This is a genomic window from Acinetobacter dispersus, assembly GCF_009884975.1.
GTDB lineage: Bacteria > Pseudomonadota > Gammaproteobacteria > Pseudomonadales > Moraxellaceae > Acinetobacter > Acinetobacter dispersus.
On sequence record NZ_CP041970.1, the window covers coordinates 905,184 to 922,191 of the forward strand.

A 17,008-nucleotide genomic window follows, 5' to 3' on the forward strand; every position below is an offset into this window, starting at 1 on the left:
ATAGACATTTTTATACTTTTTAATCAATCATCAACGCAACATTGGTTGTTAATGATATGATAGTCGGTAATCGCGACGGAGCTGAATTATTCGTGCAAATTTCACATAAATCCTTTCGAAATATTGGTCTAATTGGACGACCAGACAAGTATTCTGTAGTAGAAACGTTATGTTTAATTCATGATCATTTGATCACTTTAGGTTTAAACCCCGTTTTTGATCAGGAAACAGCGAAATTAGTGCCTTATGGTCATGGGCAGACGGTAAGCCGAAATTTATTGGGTGAAGTCGTTGATTTAGTGATTGTGGTTGGTGGTGATGGTTCATTGCTGCATGCCGCACGTGCCTTAGTACGACATAACACGCCAGTGATCGGTATTAACCGTGGTCGATTGGGTTTTTTAACTGACATTAAGCCTGCTGAAGCTATTTTTAAACTTGATCAGGTGCTACAAGGTCAATTTCAACTCGATCGCCGTTTCTTATTGGAAATGGAAGTTCGTACCAATGGCGAAACGATTTACGATGCGATTGCATTGAATGATGTGGTTTTGCACTCAGGTAAATCGGTTCATATGATCGATTTCGAGCTGAATATCGATGGGCAATATGTCTATCGTCAGCACAGTGATGGTTTAATTGTTTCAACCCCAACAGGTTCAACTGCATATTCATTGTCAGGTGGTGGGCCAATCTTGCATCCGAGTATGGATGCGATAGCCTTAGTGCCGATGCATCCACATACCTTGTCGTCACGACCGATCGTGGTGGGTGGTCACAGTGAAGTTAAAATTACCATTCGTGAAAACCGTGTTTTGCCGATGGTCAGTGCCGATGGTCAACATAGTGTTGCATTAAATGTCGGTGATACGGTGCATATTCGCAAACATCCGTTTAAACTAAGCTTATTACATCCACCAGGTTATGATTTCTATATGGCATGTCGTACCAAATTAGGGTGGAATCAAGATTTTGAATCTTTTCAACAGGATGACTCATGAATATTGAACAAATGCTCGCTATTTTAAATCCTGAAATTGTTGAGCGTCTTCGTACTGCTGTTGAAATTGGTAAATGGCCAAATGGGATTGCATTAACCAAAGAACAGCGTGAAATCTGTATGCAAGCGGTGTACGCATGGGAAATGGAACATTTACCAAAAGAGCAGCGTAGCGGTTATATTGATCGCGGTACTAAAGAAGAAGGTGAGGAATGTGATGATGATCATCACAAAAATGAACCTGAATTTAAGCCAATTCGGTTTGTTTAAAATGAATTGAAATATTTAAAATGCTCTCAATTTTGAGGGCATTTTTATTACTCTATGTTTGAAGGTAATTGCCTGAAAATGATCATAATAATAAAAAATATTGAGTTAGATGGTACTAAAAAAGTGACGAAAAATGTCATAAACAGACAATGCTGTATAGACAGAGGCGTATTGCTATCGGTAAAATGCCGTAAATTTAAGCAAAAAAACCTATAAAAATGTTGAACAACATCTTTCAAGCGTTAGAAAGTCTCGGCCTTACAGCACAAAAACGTGCGATTCATATTCAATTTTCTAATCAAAATTTAAATTCGCAGGTTTTTCTGCAACGTATTGATGGCCAGCATCAACTGAATGATGGATTTAAGGCAGAATTGATTTGCCTATCGACCAATGCCACCATTCCACTAAAGCAATTTATTGGTAGCCAAGCAGCGATAGATAGCGTGACTGATCAGGGGCAACTCAGCCGTGTTACAGGTATTATCACTCAGGCACTACAGGGACAATCCGACGGTAGCCTAACCTTATATAAGCTGACTTTAGAAGACCCAACTGCATTGTGGAAACAACGCCGTAACAGCCGCGTGTTTATGAATAAGAGTGTGCGCGATGTGGTGGAAACCATCTTCAAGGAATGGCAACAAAAGAGTCCACTCTTTGCATCAAGCTTAAGTTTAGATTTAAGCGGACTCAGTCAAGACTATGATGTCCGCCCATTCATTATGCAGTCCAATGAAAGTGATTATGACTTTCTCACCCGCTTGATGAGAAGTGAAGGGATTAACTGGCTCATCGATGAAGCGGAGCGCACAGTTCCTCTCAGCAGTGCCGCTATCCAAGCACAAAAAATGCGTTTGATTGATGATAATAGCCAATACCAAGCGCTCAATCGTCGACAGATTCGTTACCACCGCAGCAGTGCCACTGAACAGTACGACAGCATGACCAGTCTGGTGGGACAACGCTCATTGCAACCTAGTAGTGTCCATGTACAACGCTGGCAAGCCGATGCACTAGAACAAGAAGATGGTGCAGGTAGTGTGCAGAGCACCCATAAGCACAGTGATCAGCATGACAATGCCAGTCTTGGTTTAGAGCAGGCATGGCATTTTTCACCTGCTTGGATGCAAGATTTAAATGGCGAAGATGGGGCAACCCAATCGGGCAATGCACAGATTGAAAAACTGAATCAGAATCTCGGTCAATACTACGACCTGCAATCCAAGCAGTTCGTTGCCAATACCACCGTGCGCGACACCCATGTGGGTTACTGGTTTGAATTAGCCGAACATCCTGAAATTGATCAACACGATGGTGCAGACAAAGAATTCCTGATTACAGGCAAAAACTTCTATAACCAAAATAACTTGCCTAAAGATCTACATCAACAGATCAATCAACTATTAGCACAAAGCAACTGGCAGCCAACCCAGCAAAGCAGCACAGAAGAACGCCAGGCCAATCAACTAACGCTGCAACGCCGTAGCATTAAAACCGTTCCTGAATTTAACCCATTACAACACCGCCCAGCCGCTTCACCACAACGTGCCAAAGTGGTTGGGCCAAGCGGTGAAGAAATACATGTGGATGAATGGGGGCGGATTAAAGTTCGTTTCTTATTTACCCGTAATGATGATCACAGCCACGATGGTGGTGCAGGGGCCAATAACAATGACACTGATTCAGCTTGGGTGGATGTACTGACACCTTGGGCAGGTGAAGGCTATGGCGCACGCTTCTTGCCACGTATTGATGAAATCGTAGTGATCGACTTCTTTGATGGCAATATCGACCGTCCATTTGTGGTGGGAAGAATTCACGAAGCCCATCGTAGCCCAACCAAGTTCGACAATGCAGGTAAGCTGCCAGACACCAAAAAACTGGCAGGGATCAAGTCCAAGGAATACCAAGGCGAAGGCTTTAACCAACTGCGCTTTGATGACACTACAGGGCAGATCAGTGCACAACTCCAAAGTAGTCACGCTGCCAGCCAGTTGAACCTTGGAAAACTGAGCCATCCGAAAGACAAGGCAGAAAGTGAAGATCGTGGTGAAGGCTTTGAACTGCGCACCGACCAATGGGGTGCAGTACGTGCAGGCGAGGGTTTACTGCTTTCCACGCATAAACAGGATCAAGCCCAAGGCGAACATCTTGATGCACAACCTGCTAAGCAACAGCTTGAAGGCAACCAAAGCAATGCCAAGGCACTCAGTGAAGTTGCGAAGAATCAGCAGACTGATGAAATTGAATCGCTGGATCAGCTGAAAGCATTTTTTGAATCGCTGGAGTCTAATATTGCCAAATTTAACAAGGCAGTCCTATTACTCAATTCTCCTGAAGGTATTGGTTTAAGTAGCAATGAAGATATTCATTTATCTGCTGATGGACAGATTAATCAGTTTGCGGGCGACAGTATTAATCTCAGCACACAAAAAAACCTGATTACACATGCTCAAAACCGAATCAGTCTGTTTGCAGCGCAAGGTGGGATCAAGCAGGTTGCTGCAAAAGGCAAGTATGAAGCCCATGCCCAGTCGGATGGAATGGATTTACTTGCCAAGCAGGGTATTCAGATTATCTCGACCGAAGACCGTATTGAGATTACCAGCTCTAAAGAGATTGTGATTACTGCGGGTGGCTCTCAGATCAAACTGAATAGCTCAGGGATTTTCCCGACCACAGGTGGCAAGTTTGAGGCGAAGGCGGGGCAGCATTTGTTTATGGGTGGAAGTAAGCTAGCTATACCAAAATATTCACTACCTAAAATTGGTGAAAAAAATCAATATAGCTTAAAATACCAAATGCTGGATGATAGTGGTAATCCTTTGATAAATAAAAAATATATTGCTTTTTTGGATTCTGGGAAAACGGCTGAAGGTATAACTGATTCCAATGGTTTTACCAATGAAATAAGAACCATACAAAAAGAAGATGTATCAATTCATGTTTTCTTGGATAAGGAGTTAGATGTTGAGCAATAATATAAAAGAGTATCTTCTATATGTGAAGTTAAAAACTGAAGTGGATATTACTAAATTAAGCTATACTTTATCTATATTTGATACTGTAAATCAAAAATATAAAAACTCTGATTATAATGTTAAGTATCTTTTTAAAAAATCTGGTTCTAATTTTAGGACTGCAATGATAACTTTGAAAAATAATCGTTCAAGAGTTGAAGTTTTGAAAGATTATGTTTTAATTTTTAATCTTTATAGGTCAGATAATGGTGGAAATTGGCACCATGTAATAAAAAATTATTACGTAAATAATATGGTTGAAGAGTTTGAAAAAAGTATTGTCGGAAATGTTAAGTTAGATATTGTTAAATATTCTGAAAAAAATGATGCAACTAAGGTTGTACAGCCTAAAAATCCAAATACTGTTGTAGTTAATATTTCTACGACACCAATATTTGTTTCAGTGGAGCATCCGCCAGGTTCTAAAAAAGACCCTTTTACAAAAGAGGCAGTAGAAGCAAGTCTATTTAGCCGTTTAAAAGAACCTTATCCTGATCAAAGATTTACTTATTTATGTGGTCCGGCTGCTTTTTTTTATTGTGTATTAAATAGTAATAAAGAAATTTATAAAAAAATTGTTAAGGCTTTATGGGAAAAAGGAGAAGTTTTAATTGGAAGGTTAAATATAAAACCTGATCTAAATGGTGCACGCCTTGTTCATAATTTTTATGATGATAAAGAGGTTGCAAGAATATCTGCCGTTGACTGGATTACAATGGGAAGTTTAAGAGATAGCTCTAATTCGGTTACAAAGTACAATCAAGCAGAAGCAGTTGGGTGGATAGCAGATAAGCTAAATGGTTTAACAGCATTTACAATGCCAGATGAAATAAAAAATTGGTTTTCTTCGATAGGGTATAGTGTTCCTTTATACCAAAGTTTTATTCGCCAAAAGGTTCCAAGAAATGTTAATTGGCTTGATGTCTTGAGAAGTCTTTCATCTTATCCATCACAAGATTATTATTACGTTTTGTTAACTGTTGGAGCGATAACACAAGGTGGTTCAGATCTACCTTCTGTAGCAATAGGCCCTTCACATTATATCGTAATTAATTCAGATTTAAAGACAGACTCAGGGGTTGTTAATAAACTTACCTCTGATGATACTATCGTTAATGCTACATGTTTTAACTGGGGTAAGCAGGATAGAATTAAATCTGTTAGCTTAAAAACTTTGAGTCGTTTTATTTGGGCCGTTATTGTTGTAAAAAGAGAGTTAAAATAGATGAAAAAATTTTTGGCACTAACATTTTTATTTCTATTAGGTTGTTCTAATGTAAACAATGATGTGTTTTTGACAAAAGAAATTCCAGTAGCAAAAGTTGGAAGTCCTTATTTTGCAGAAATAAAAATGAAGGAATATCGTGTTATTGAGGATACTTTTCTCGTACAGTCAAATATCGATCAAAAGAGTGGTCTGATCGTTTCATCAGACCAAGGTGAAAAAGAGTTTGCCCCTCATGCTTTAACAATAATTAAAGGTACACCCAAAAGATCTGGGGTTTATAAGATAAATATTTCTGGCACTGTTAGGGATGGGCTGAAAGATTTTAATAAGGATTTTGTTCTAAAAGTTGAGGATTAGAAGAACTATGTATAAGAATGATGTGATGATTGAATCGATTGGTAAGTAGATGATGAAGGAAGGTATTTTTTACGTCCTCATTTTTATTAATATTTTGGTTGGTTGTAGTAAAGGGTATAAAATAGAGCCTAACGAGTTGCTTAATGCTAGAGTAGGGCAACCATATCAGCAGAGCTTAATAATCTCTGGGGGGGAAAGTTATTGATAAAGATAACCTATCAAGTACTGAGATACCGGAAAATTTAGGTATTACCGTTCAGCCTGTTAATGATTTGGATGGATATAATATTATCGAAATTAAAGGAACACCAAAGTATAAAGGTATCTTTAAAATTCATGTGCTTGCTGGTTTTTATGGTGGTGGTAGTGCTGAAATAAATAAAGAATATACTTTGACTGTTGAAGATTAAGATAACTTTATGTGGTTTGCATAGTAGAGTTTAATTTTAATAACTTAACGTATACTGCCTTTTATAGAGTAGCGAAGTCGAAAAATTATTTTAAATTTTGATTATTAATTATGACCAAGATTACATAATTGTAACCTCGGTCATTCATATTAAAGACGACTTTCCCAAAGCTCTTTTGCTTTTTCCATTGCATCATCATAGCTATGGACTACACCCATGGCATACAACGCGATTCCCATCGTTTCAATGACTGCCATTTCCCCATATTCATGAGACTGTTCGCCAAGCCAAACTGCTTTAAACACAGTTAAATCAAGCTCTTCTTCAATCGGACTACGGTCAGGGGTTAACTTTGGTAGTTCGTGTTCGTACAACTCACCATTTTTAATGCCACAAATTAACGTTTTGGCATCAGGATTACGTTCAAATTCACCACCTTCACCTTTAATCACTGCACTGTTTTGATAACCCAAGCGGAACGCAGTCTGTTGATGTGAAGTACGATAAGCTGGATGGAAGATCGCTTGTAAGGTCGCTTTGGCATTAAATGGATTAATTAAGCGTGCCAAAGTATGGATTGGAGAGCGTAGTCCCATCACATTTCTTAGCGAGATCAATTCACTTAAAATTGGTGAAATGGCTTCAAGTGGTAGATAAGCAAAATTGTGCTGTTCAAGTTGTTCACGGACATCCTGTTGATTTTGACAAATCGAATAGCCTAAGTATTGTAAAACTTGCTCGGTATAGACACGGTTAATGGTGTGACCTGATGCACCATGCATCACAATCTTGTAACCATGATGCGCTAAAGTCAGTGCTGCCAATAAGAACCATGGATAGTGCTTACGCTTGCCTGCATAAGAAGACCAGTCTAGATCCACATCAAGCGGTTGAAAGTTGAGTTGATCACGTGTGGCTTGGACAAAACCTGCCAGTTCATCGACAGATTCTTCTTTCACTCGTAATAGCATTAAGAATGCGCCAAGCTGCACATCTAAGACTTCATCTTTTAAAATCATGCTAAAGGCTTGATAGGCTTCTTCATAACTAAGTGAACGGGAACCTGTTTTGCCTTTACCTAAAATACGCACATATTGAGCAAAAGGATGTTCAGCGGTTTTATAGATATTACGTTTTGTGTTCATGGTCGTATTGAAGGTTGTCACAAAGAATAAAACGAATATGACATAAAACAGAGCTGTGTAGCATAAAAAAACCAACAAGCTGTTTAATCAATAAGCAACTGTTGTCTAAAGATCAGCGATGCAAACAAAATTATTGACCGAATCAGTCTAGTGATTTGATGTAAACGGGACATGACAACCTATCTAAAAGTTATTAGCATGACTGCGAACGAATTTTTAAGAACAATGAAAGCGAAAGGAAATAATGATGTTAGCTTACGATTCAGATTTGGAACTCTTCCGCGATAACTTTAAACGCTTTATGAGCGAGCAGATTGCACCGCATTATGAGCAATGGGAACGTGAAGGCATCATGCCGCGTTCAGTATGGAACGCATTGGGTGACAATGGATTCTTGTGTGTTGATGTCCCAGAAGAATATGGCGGTTATGGTGTACCAACGCATTATTCATTGATGTTGGTTGAAGAGTCTGCACGTGCAGGTTACTGTGCATTATCAACCGCGATTTCATGTCACTCTGAAATTGCAGCGCCGTATATCCAACACATTGCAACAGAAGAACAAAAACAGTATTGGTTGCCAAAAATGGTATCAGGTGAAGTAGTCGGTGCCATTGGTATGACTGAACCGGGTGCTGGCTCAGATTTACAGGCGATGCGTACCAGTGCCATCTTGCAAGATGACCACTATGTGTTAAATGGTTCAAAAACCTTTATTTCAAATGGTCAGCATGCGGATCTTGTGGTTCTTGCAGTGAAAACTGATCCGCAAGCACGTGCGAAAGGTGTGTCTTTGATGCTAGTTGACACGCATTTAGAAGGCTTTAAAAAGGGTACTAACCTCGACAAAATCGGTTTGCATTCACAAGACACCTCAGAACTATTCTTTGATAATGTCAAAGTACCGAAAGATCAATTGTTGGGTCAAGCAGGACAAGGTTTTGCTTACTTGATGCAGGAGCTTCCACGTGAACGTACAGCAATTGCTTCAACGGCGTTGGGTGCAATCCGTGGTGCGATTGATATTACCACGCAATATGTAAAAGAACGCCAAGCCTTTGGTCAGGCAATTTCGCAATTTCAAAATACACGTTTTGTATTGGCACAAGCGAAGATTGATGAGTTGGCAACAGCCGCTTTCTATAACCAAAACGTGGCTTTATATAATGAAGGTAAACTAGATGTAGAGACTGCTGCAGCATTGAAGAGCTTTAGTAGCGATATGCAAATGAAAGTGGCAGATAACTTACTTCAATTATTCGGTGGCTATGGTTACATGACTGAATATCCAATTTCACGTTTCTTTGTGGATGCGCGTATTCAGCGTATTTATGGCGGAACTAACGAAATCATGAAAGAAATTGTGGCGCGTGGCATTATCGGTAAAGTTTAATCCGCATTTATCTAGTCAAACAGCCTGCTTTCGAGCAGGCTGTTTTGTTTTCACTATTTACTAGATTGAAGAACTGGATAATTTTGTTGTTTAGGCAATTGCTGTAAGGCCTGATTGATCTTGCGTAGAAACTCATCGGCTTCATCTTGCCGAAAAATATCTTCCGTATATTCACTGCGTTGTTGAAAGCGGCCACAGCCTCGTATTTGCATATTAGATGGATTAAATGACCAGTCATTGGTGTTTTTTAAGTTGATATCTAAGTCACTTTCACAACTTTTCCATAAATTTAAGAATGCATTGGATTGTTCTGATTTAAATCCTGTTGCAGGGTAAACCGTAAAGCCTGTCATTTTGGGATTAGAAAATTGAATAAACCGCTCAACGGGCATACCTCCCCAAAGGATTGTAGTGTTTTCGGGCAAGGCGATGCCGGTTAAGTTTTGTTCTTTTAAGGCATGAGTTTGCTGAAATTCTTGTTTAAAGTGCTGTGATTGATAAGTGAGTTTGCTTTGAGGCGGTACAGCTATTCCCCGAACTTGACTGTCCACTGGGGTGATAAAGAAAGGCGAGCGATCGGTGCCATTGCAACCTGCAATCATGGGGCAGCCACTACATGCCGTTAAACCGATACTAATTAGGCTCAGTAAAGCTAAGCTGAAAATCTTATTCATTGTATTAACTGTTGTTATGATATCTTCTCGCAGTATAACCAATCTATTCTATTGAAATGTTCAAATTTAAGCGGAGCGAATCGTCCGCCTAAATTCAGCTGAGTTTATTCAGCACTTAGTTGTGTCGGTTCATCAAATAGTTTTGAACAACTTTGTGGCTGACAACCTGCCAACATAATCGCTTTCGGTAAGCTGGCATACATATTGGTGAGATGCTGTTCAGCAGGATGGCGGTAATTCCAGAACAAGAAATGCTTTGAACGTTGCTGATTAAAGTTTTGATAGAAGTTGTTCTGCTTCTGTAAGGATTCAGCGTCTGGTGTTGGACTTCGACCATGTTCATGTGTACCCACTGTGGTCATCAGCATGATATCTTGAGTTTTATTTTGATTCTTTAACCAATCTGCCTGCCGATTGAGCAACGCATAATTATCAAACCAGAGTGAAGGGCTGGCCGAAATATAACGTTGAAACATTTGCGGTCGGCTAAAGAAAGTGTGTAAAACAAATAGTCCACCAAAGGAATGTCCAAATAAACTCTGTTGCTGTGGATTAACTTTAATTTTGGTTTGAATCGCAGGTTTTAGCTCTTTTTCTATAAATTGAATAAATTGGTCTGCACCACCATAAGTGTGCTTGGCTTGTTTTTGAAATTCAGCCGATGCTTTTGGTGTGTAGTCTAAAGCACGCTTTTCTACATCAAAACTGTTTTGCTGTGGGTAGCCGATTGCAACAATAGCGACTGGACTCAAGCCCAAACGATTGGCACCACCACCCACCGACTTAGCAATATTGGCAGCACTATCAAATGCGGCATTGCCATCCAATACATACAGCACAGGAAAACCTTCACTTGGGACTTCACCAGCAGGAACCGAGATCTGAATCAAATAATCATGTTTTGTATATTTGGATGCGATTACAAAGCTTTGTTGAATATTGGTTTGTGATTTAAGAGGCGCTTTATTTGAGCTCAACGTAGTTGGTTGAGCAAAAGCCAATGGTGTTCCTATGAGCAGAGAAAAAGTCAAAATACCAAGTGGTTTAAACATAATTTATTCGCAAGCATTGAAATTTTGCTAGCAATATATAATGAAAATCATTATCAATAAAGTTCGGTAATAAAAAGAGTTAAAACTCAGCGTGTTTAATAGCTTAAAGTGTTGTTATACTAGCTTGGATAATCAATTCACAGATGAATTGTAATCCATTCTTATAGATGATTTTGCTGAGGCTGCATTCAATGGTAAACGATGGACAAAACACATCGAATTCACTTAATTTAGAACAAATTCGTAACGATATTGATAGTGTTGATCAACAAATCCAAGAGTTACTCAACCGCCGTGCGACGCTTGCAGAAGCTGTAGCCAAAGCGAAATTTGCATCCGAAGAGAATCCGCTGTTTTATCGCCCTGAACGTGAAGCTCAAGTGTTGCGTAAAGTGATGGAGCGTAATCAGGGACCTTTGTCTGATGCAACCATGGCACGTTTGTTCCGTGAAATTATGTCTGCATGTTTGGCACTTGAAGCACCACAAAGCATCGCATTCCTCGGACCAGAAGGGACCTATACCCATTCGGCTGTGTTAAAGCATTTTGGTAAAGATGCTGTTGTACGTCCATTGCCAACCATTGATGAAGTATTCCGTGAAGTTGAAGCGAGCAGCGCACATTATGGTGTTGTTCCAGTCGAGAACTCATCTGAAGGTATCGTCAACCATACGCTGGATTGCTTTAAATCATCGACTGTTAATGTAATTGGCGAAGTTGAACTTCGTATTCATCATCAGTTCCTTGTATCTGAAAATACGCGTAAAGATAGTATTAAGCAGATTTATGCGCATCAGCAAACCTTAGCTCAATGCCGCAAATGGTTAGATGCACATTATCCTGGGGTAGAGCGTGTTGCACTAAACTCAAATGCGGAAGCGGCACGCCGTATTCGTAACGAATGGCATTCAGCTGCTATTGCATCTGATATTGCGGCAAGCATGTACAATCTTGAGATTTTACATAGCAATATCGAAGATAATCCTGAAAATACCACACGTTTCCTTGTGATTGGTCGTGAGAAGATTCCTCAAAGTGGTAATGACAAGACCTCGTTATTGATCTCTGCGCATGATCGTGCTGGTGCTTTATTGGAAATTCTTGCACCGTTTGCGAAGCATCAAATCAGCTTGACTAGCATTGAAACACGTCCAGCATTACCTGAAAAATGGGCTTATGTATTCTTTATCGATTTAGAAGGACATATCGGTCAGGAAAATGTTGCAGCGGCATTGGAAGAAATCCGTCCAATGGTGAAAGAGTTACGTGTACTCGGTTCGTATCCAATCGCTGTTTTATAATCCCGTTTTATCGAATGGATAGATGACTTCGGTATCTATCCATATCAATGTCGTCTCATTAGGCAAATATGTTTTATGTCTCAACCATTATTTAAGAAAGTTGCATTTATTGGGCTTGGACTGATTGGGTCGAGTCTTGCTCGTGTGATTGTGGCAGAACAACTTGCATCTCAAATTGTAGCTTCAACACGCTCAAAAAAAACATTAGAAGATGCTAAGGCACTCGGCCTTATTCAACACGGTTATGCAACGCCAGAAGAAGCAGTTCAGGATGCGGATTTAATTGTTTTAGCATTGCCTGTGCGTGCGACACAAAAAGTGCTGGAACAGATCAAGCCTTATCTTGCAGACAATGTCATTATTACCGATGTCGGTAGTACCAAAGGCAATGTGGTTGAAGCGGCAAAAGCTGTATTTGGTGAAAAGCTACCTGTTGGTTTTGTACCAGGACATCCGATTGCAGGGGCCGAGCATACAGGCGTACATGCAGGTAAAGTTGATTTATTCGTCAATCATAAAGTGATTTTGACACCACTTCCGACCAGTGCCGATTGGGCAGTTGAAAAACTAATTCAACTTTGGTCTGCAGCAAAAGCAGAAGTGATTTGCATGGATGTTACCAAACACGATGAAGTGTTGGCACATACCAGTCATTTACCGCATTTGATGGCATTCAATCTGGTCGAGCAATTGGCTAATCGTGAAGATAATTTAGATATTTTCCGCTATGCTGCAGGAGGTTTTCGTGACTTCTCACGTATTGCAGCCAGTGATCCACAGATGTGGCATGATATTTTCTTTGCCAATAAAACCGCAATTCTGAATGCTGTTGATGGCTTTGAACAGCAATTGTCCGTTTTAAAGAAATTGATTGCACAGGAAGATTCGCAAGCGTTGATGGGACTGCTCGGGCATGCTCAAGCAGCACGTCAGCACTTTAATCATATGTTGGCCAAAAAACCTTTGATGGAGAAAAACAAGGTGACACAGCAATTTACCATTTTACCGGGAAAGAAAACGTTTACAGGTAAATTCACCGTACCGGGTGACAAATCTGTGTCACATCGCTCAATCATGTTTGGGGCGATTGCAGAAGGCACAACACATGTAACAGGCTTCTTGGAAGGTGAGGATGCACTCGCAACTTTGCAAGCTTTCCGTGACATGGGCGTGAGCATCGAAGGACCAAAGAATGGTGAGGTGACCATTCATGGCGTGGGCATGCAAGGCTTAAAAGCACCAGCAAGCGCTTTGTATATGGGTAACTCAGGCACCAGTATGCGTTTGCTGTCAGGTATGTTGTCAGCGCAGAAGTTTGATTCAGTGATGACCGGTGATGCGTCATTGTCTAAACGTCCAATGGAGCGTATTGCTAAACCACTTCGTGAAATGGGTGCACTCATCCAAACCACAGGTGAGAAAGGCACACCTCCAGTCAGCATTACAGGTAGCCAAGCCCTTAAAGGGATTCAATACGATTTACCAATGGCGTCTGCCCAAGTGAAATCAGGCATTTTATTGGCGGGTTTATGGGCTGCGGGTGAAACTTTAGTGACTGAGCCAGAACCAACCCGTGATCATACTGAACGTATGTTGCGTGCTTTTGGTTATGATGTGAAAACCGAAGGCAATAAAATCTCGCTTGTAGGTGGTGGCAAATTAGTCGGTACCGATATTCAAGTACCTTCTGATATTTCATCAGCTGCATTCTTTATGGTCGGTGCTGCGATTACTGAAGGTGCTGATGTGATCCTCGAAGCGGTTGGAATCAATCCAACGCGTACAGGTGTGATCGAAATCTTGAAGCAAATGGGTGCTGATCTAACTGTAGAAAATGAACGTATTGCAGGTGGTGAACCCATTGCAGATATTCATATCAAAGGTTCTAGAACGTTGAAAGGCATTCATATGCCAGAAGACCAAGTACCATTAGCAATTGATGAGTTCCCTGCATTATTTATAGCGGCGGCTTGTGCAGAAGGTCAAACGGTTCTGACAGGTGCGGCTGAGCTTCGTGTTAAAGAATCTGACCGTATCCAAGTAATGGCAGATGGTTTAAAAACCATGGGCATTGACTGTACCCCAACCGACGATGGCATCATCATTGAAGGTAAGGGTAAGTCTGGTGACTGGTCAGCCATTTTCACTGGCGGTGAAATTGAATCACATCATGACCACCGTATTGCCATGAGTTTCAGTATGGCTGGTTTGCGTACTTCGGGTAACATCACCATTCATGGTACAGAAACTGTGGCGACAAGCTTCCCAACTTTTACAGAACTTGCAAATACAGCAGGTTTGGACTTGCAAGTTGTGAATCCATAGATTGATCTGAAAAGGCAGTGTTTAGCTTGGTTAATGAGTTAAATGCTGCTTTTTTTATAAGCATATTCAGAAAAACAATTGGCTAAACATAAGGCGAAAACGCTTAAATAATAAAAATGCTGAGTTTGTAGATGTACATATCTAATCGGGTCTAAATTTATCAATTTAGCAATAGAACTAAGACAATCAGCTAATCTATTAAAGACAATTGTATATATAATAATTCTTACCGTTCGCGTCGGATTTACTCTGTGATCCAGAGTTAAAACATAAAAATAGAGGGAATAGCATGAAAACGTTGCAATTTATAGCAGATTGCCCAAAACATGGGGTGGTTGATCATCCACCGAATGAATGCTATATCACGCAAGAGTACGTGGCTGCATTGCTGTATAAACAATTAGAACAATATGGTTTTGATGCACAACATATTCGTCATGAGCATGAAAAGATTGAAGTGCGTATCGACAATCATCAATTACCGCTTTCAATTCTATGTTCACAACAGGATACCGAAGGACATATTCTCTGTGAAATCTCAGCCAATCCACAGCAAGAACAAGCTTGGTTTGAGCGTATTGAGACACAAAGTATTATCCGCCAATTGGCTCAGGCTGTTGAAAATAGCTTAAAAGCGGAACATAGTTTTTCCCAATTTGTCTGGAAAAGCTAAGTCAATTTTGCGCATTAAATCTTAATTGAAGTGATTTAACATCATGACCGTTTGGGTGTATGGTGTATATTTATTTAAACGCTTTATTTGAGAGTATAGGTGCATGATACAGGTCGATTTTTCTAAATTATCACCCCAAGCAGTTTGGCAACATTTTGAGACCTTATGTACGATTCCTCGACCATCCAAGCATGAACAACAACTCAGACAACATTTAAAAGATTGGGCTGAACAGCGCAATTTGGAAACCTATGTCGATGACATTGGTAATTTAATTATTAGAAAAGCTGCTACAGCAGGTAAGGAGCAAGTTGCAGGAGTGATTTTGCAGGGACACTTAGACATGGTGACTCAGGCAAACCGTGGCACGCAACATGATTTCTTTAAAGATCCAATTCAACCTGTATTAAAAGACGGCTGGCTGATTGCTGAAAATACCACACTAGGTGCAGACAATGGCATTGGAGTTGCACTCGCGCTTGCTGTATTAGAATCTAGCGATATCGCCCACGGACCGATTGAAGTTCTTCTCACCATTGATGAAGAAGCAGGAATGAGTGGTGCTCGTTTGCTTGAGTCGGGTGTGTTAACTGGTCAGTGGCTTTTTAATATCGATACCGAAGAATGGGGCGAGTTGTATCTTGGCTGTGCAGGTAGTATTGATCTGGAAGTACGACAATCACCTGAATATGAAACAACACCTGCAAATTTGATTTATGTAGATGTGCTGGTATCAGGTTTAAAAGGCGGCCATTCAGGGGTTGATATTCATTTGGGGCGTGGTAATGCCAATGTGATTTTAGCCAATTTCCTCAATGACTATTTAACACAATCCAATGGTCGACTGGTTGAATTTGTCGGTGGAACAGCACGCAATGCCATCCCACGTGAAGCTGTGGCAACCATTGCAATTAAAATAGATCAATTGACTGGTCTAGAAAAAGCCGTCGCAGCAACACAGGTTGAATGGCAACAAAAGCTACAGGGCGTTGATGATCAGTTGCAAATAACCGTACAGCAAAATGCTAATCAGATAAATGAAGTTATGACATTGCAGCAGCAACACGCTTGGTTGCTGGCACTGGCAACGTGTCCATACGGCATTGCACAGTGGAGCCTTGCTTTAGCTGATGTGGTTGAGACTTCGAATAATATTGGTGTAGTCAAACTCACTAAAGAAGAAGCAAAAACCTTGATCATGGTTCGTTCGATGGTAAATCAGCAGGCGTTAGCCTTTGCACAGAATATTCAACAGCACTTTGCTCATTTCCAGATTCAGTCTGAATTAACGCCCTTAGTCTCAGGTTGGACACCGAATCCAGAATCGGCTGCATTGAAATGTCTACAACAAGCGTATCAATCTGCATTTAAGATTGAGCCAAACTTGAAAGTGATTCATGCTGGTTTGGAGTGCGGCATTATTGCGGAACATTATCCTGATTTACAGATGGTGTCATTTGGTCCTGATATTCAGGGCGCACATGCACCCGGTGAAAGAGTTAAAGTCGACACGGTAGAGAAATGCTGGAAGTTATTGGTGACAGCTTTGGAAAGTGTGCGTTAACTGAATCTTAGAATCAGATCAGACCAATGATCCTGTCTTGGTCTGATCAATCAACGATAAATATTGTGTTGGTACATGTATTGTTAGCCAAACATCATTTTCTGCCTGATAAAACTCAAAACCATCTTTATGCATTTGTACCGTATTGATTAAGAAGAGCACAGGCTTACCGTAGCGTTGGCCTACATTCAAGGCTGTTTCTTTATTTTCACTTAGATGTACATAATGGCGCTGTCCTGCGATTAGGCCTTGCGTCTGAATTGAATCTATAAATCGACTCGCTGTGCCATGATATAAATATTGTGGTGGCTCAAGCGCAATCATTTGCCGTTGTACTGTATGTGTTGAGTGGCCTTGCACAGCTCTGATCATCAAACCATCGTTTGAGATCTGGAAGCGTTTTTTATCATTTTGTTCTACGATTACTTGGAGTAATGCTTCATCTAGAAGAACATTGTGTTGTTGCGCAGCTTCAATAAGCTCAGCAATTTTTGCCCAACCTTCTTGATCAAGCTGAAGTCCAATTTGTTCAGGCTTATGTCTTAATATGAGGCTTAAAAATTTGCTTATTTGAGTATGTTCTTTCATATTCA

Annotated in this window: 14 protein-coding genes and 1 pseudogene; 11 read left to right on the forward strand and 4 right to left on the reverse strand. The window is 40.4% G+C overall.

All coding sequences use genetic code 11. The features are described from left to right. Nucleotides 1-92 precede the first annotated feature (92 nt). From FPL17_RS03920 to FPL17_RS03945, 6 genes and pseudogenes are all read left to right on the forward strand, one after another. Complete coding sequence (locus tag FPL17_RS03920; protein WP_032858065.1) at nt 93-1,001, forward strand: NAD(+) kinase; 909 nt, start codon at nt 93-95, stop codon at nt 999-1,001. Then, complete coding sequence (locus FPL17_RS03925) at nt 998-1,270, forward strand: YeaC family protein (protein ID WP_159883390.1); 273 nt, start codon at nt 998-1,000, stop codon at nt 1,268-1,270. Before FPL17_RS03920 ends, FPL17_RS03925 begins: the two co-directional genes overlap by 4 nt. Nucleotides 1,271-1,488: 218 nt before the next feature. Further along, a complete protein-coding gene (locus tag FPL17_RS03930; protein WP_159883392.1) occupies nt 1,489-4,254 on the forward strand; it encodes a type VI secretion system Vgr family protein in 2,766 nt (921 codons plus the stop codon). Further along, nucleotides 4,241-5,518: a hypothetical protein gene (locus FPL17_RS03935; protein WP_159883394.1), complete on the forward strand. Its 1,278-nt coding sequence runs from the start codon at nt 4,241-4,243 to the stop codon at nt 5,516-5,518. Before FPL17_RS03930 ends, FPL17_RS03935 begins: the two co-directional genes overlap by 14 nt. Further along, on the forward strand, nt 5,519-5,878 hold the full coding sequence (locus FPL17_RS03940) for a hypothetical protein (protein ID WP_159883396.1): 360 nt from the start codon (nt 5,519-5,521) through the stop codon (nt 5,876-5,878). It begins immediately after the preceding gene. Between the two features lie 52 nt (nt 5,879-5,930). Then, nucleotides 5,931-6,288, forward strand: a pseudogene (locus tag FPL17_RS03945) (hypothetical protein). A 149-nt stretch (nt 6,289-6,437) separates the two neighbouring features. Here FPL17_RS03945 and FPL17_RS03950 read toward each other — a convergent pair. Then, nucleotides 6,438-7,433: a glycosyl transferase family protein gene (locus FPL17_RS03950; RefSeq protein ID WP_159883398.1), complete on the reverse strand. Its 996-nt coding sequence runs from the start codon at nt 7,431-7,433 to the stop codon at nt 6,438-6,440. A gap of 247 nt (nt 7,434-7,680) precedes the next feature. Here FPL17_RS03950 and FPL17_RS03955 point away from each other — a divergent pair, with 247 nt between their 5' ends. After that, nucleotides 7,681-8,826 (forward strand): acyl-CoA dehydrogenase family protein, encoded by a 1,146-nt coding sequence (locus tag FPL17_RS03955; protein WP_159883400.1) that lies wholly within the window; start codon nt 7,681-7,683, stop codon nt 8,824-8,826. 53 nt (nt 8,827-8,879) lie between these two features. Here the strand turns inward: FPL17_RS03955 and FPL17_RS03960 are convergent, their stop codons facing one another. Together FPL17_RS03960 and FPL17_RS03965 are read right to left on the reverse strand one after the other, a co-directional pair. Then, a complete protein-coding gene (locus FPL17_RS03960) occupies nt 8,880-9,500 on the reverse strand; it encodes a hypothetical protein (protein ID WP_159883402.1) in 621 nt (206 codons plus the stop codon). A gap of 104 nt (nt 9,501-9,604) precedes the next feature. Beyond that, the gene (locus FPL17_RS03965) at nt 9,605-10,552 is read right to left on the reverse strand and encodes an alpha/beta hydrolase (protein WP_159883404.1); all 948 of its coding nucleotides are present in this window, start codon (nt 10,550-10,552) and stop codon (nt 9,605-9,607) included. Between the two features lie 191 nt (nt 10,553-10,743). On the opposite strand from FPL17_RS03965, the gene pheA reads away from it, so the two are divergent. The 4 genes from pheA to FPL17_RS03985 all read left to right on the forward strand — a co-directional run bounded on the left by pheA (nt 10,744) and on the right by FPL17_RS03985 (nt 16,415). Then, entirely contained in the window at nt 10,744-11,853 is a 1,110-nt protein-coding gene (gene pheA / locus FPL17_RS03970; RefSeq protein ID WP_004653917.1) for a prephenate dehydratase, read from the forward strand. A gap of 75 nt (nt 11,854-11,928) precedes the next feature. Beyond that, complete coding sequence (locus FPL17_RS03975) at nt 11,929-14,178, forward strand: bifunctional prephenate dehydrogenase/3-phosphoshikimate 1-carboxyvinyltransferase (RefSeq protein WP_159883406.1); 2,250 nt, start codon at nt 11,929-11,931, stop codon at nt 14,176-14,178. A 289-nt stretch (nt 14,179-14,467) separates the two neighbouring features. Further along, nucleotides 14,468-14,851, forward strand: a complete 384-nt coding sequence (locus FPL17_RS03980; RefSeq protein ID WP_004653914.1) for a hypothetical protein — start codon at nt 14,468-14,470, stop codon at nt 14,849-14,851. A gap of 103 nt (nt 14,852-14,954) precedes the next feature. Further along, a complete protein-coding gene (locus FPL17_RS03985; protein WP_159883408.1) occupies nt 14,955-16,415 on the forward strand; it encodes an aminoacyl-histidine dipeptidase in 1,461 nt (486 codons plus the stop codon). An 18-nt stretch (nt 16,416-16,433) separates the two neighbouring features. Here FPL17_RS03985 and FPL17_RS03990 read toward each other — a convergent pair whose 3' ends face one another. Next, on the reverse strand, nt 16,434-17,003 hold the full coding sequence (locus tag FPL17_RS03990) for an RNA 2'-phosphotransferase (RefSeq protein ID WP_159883410.1): 570 nt from the start codon (nt 17,001-17,003) through the stop codon (nt 16,434-16,436). Nucleotides 17,004-17,008 lie beyond the last annotated feature (5 nt).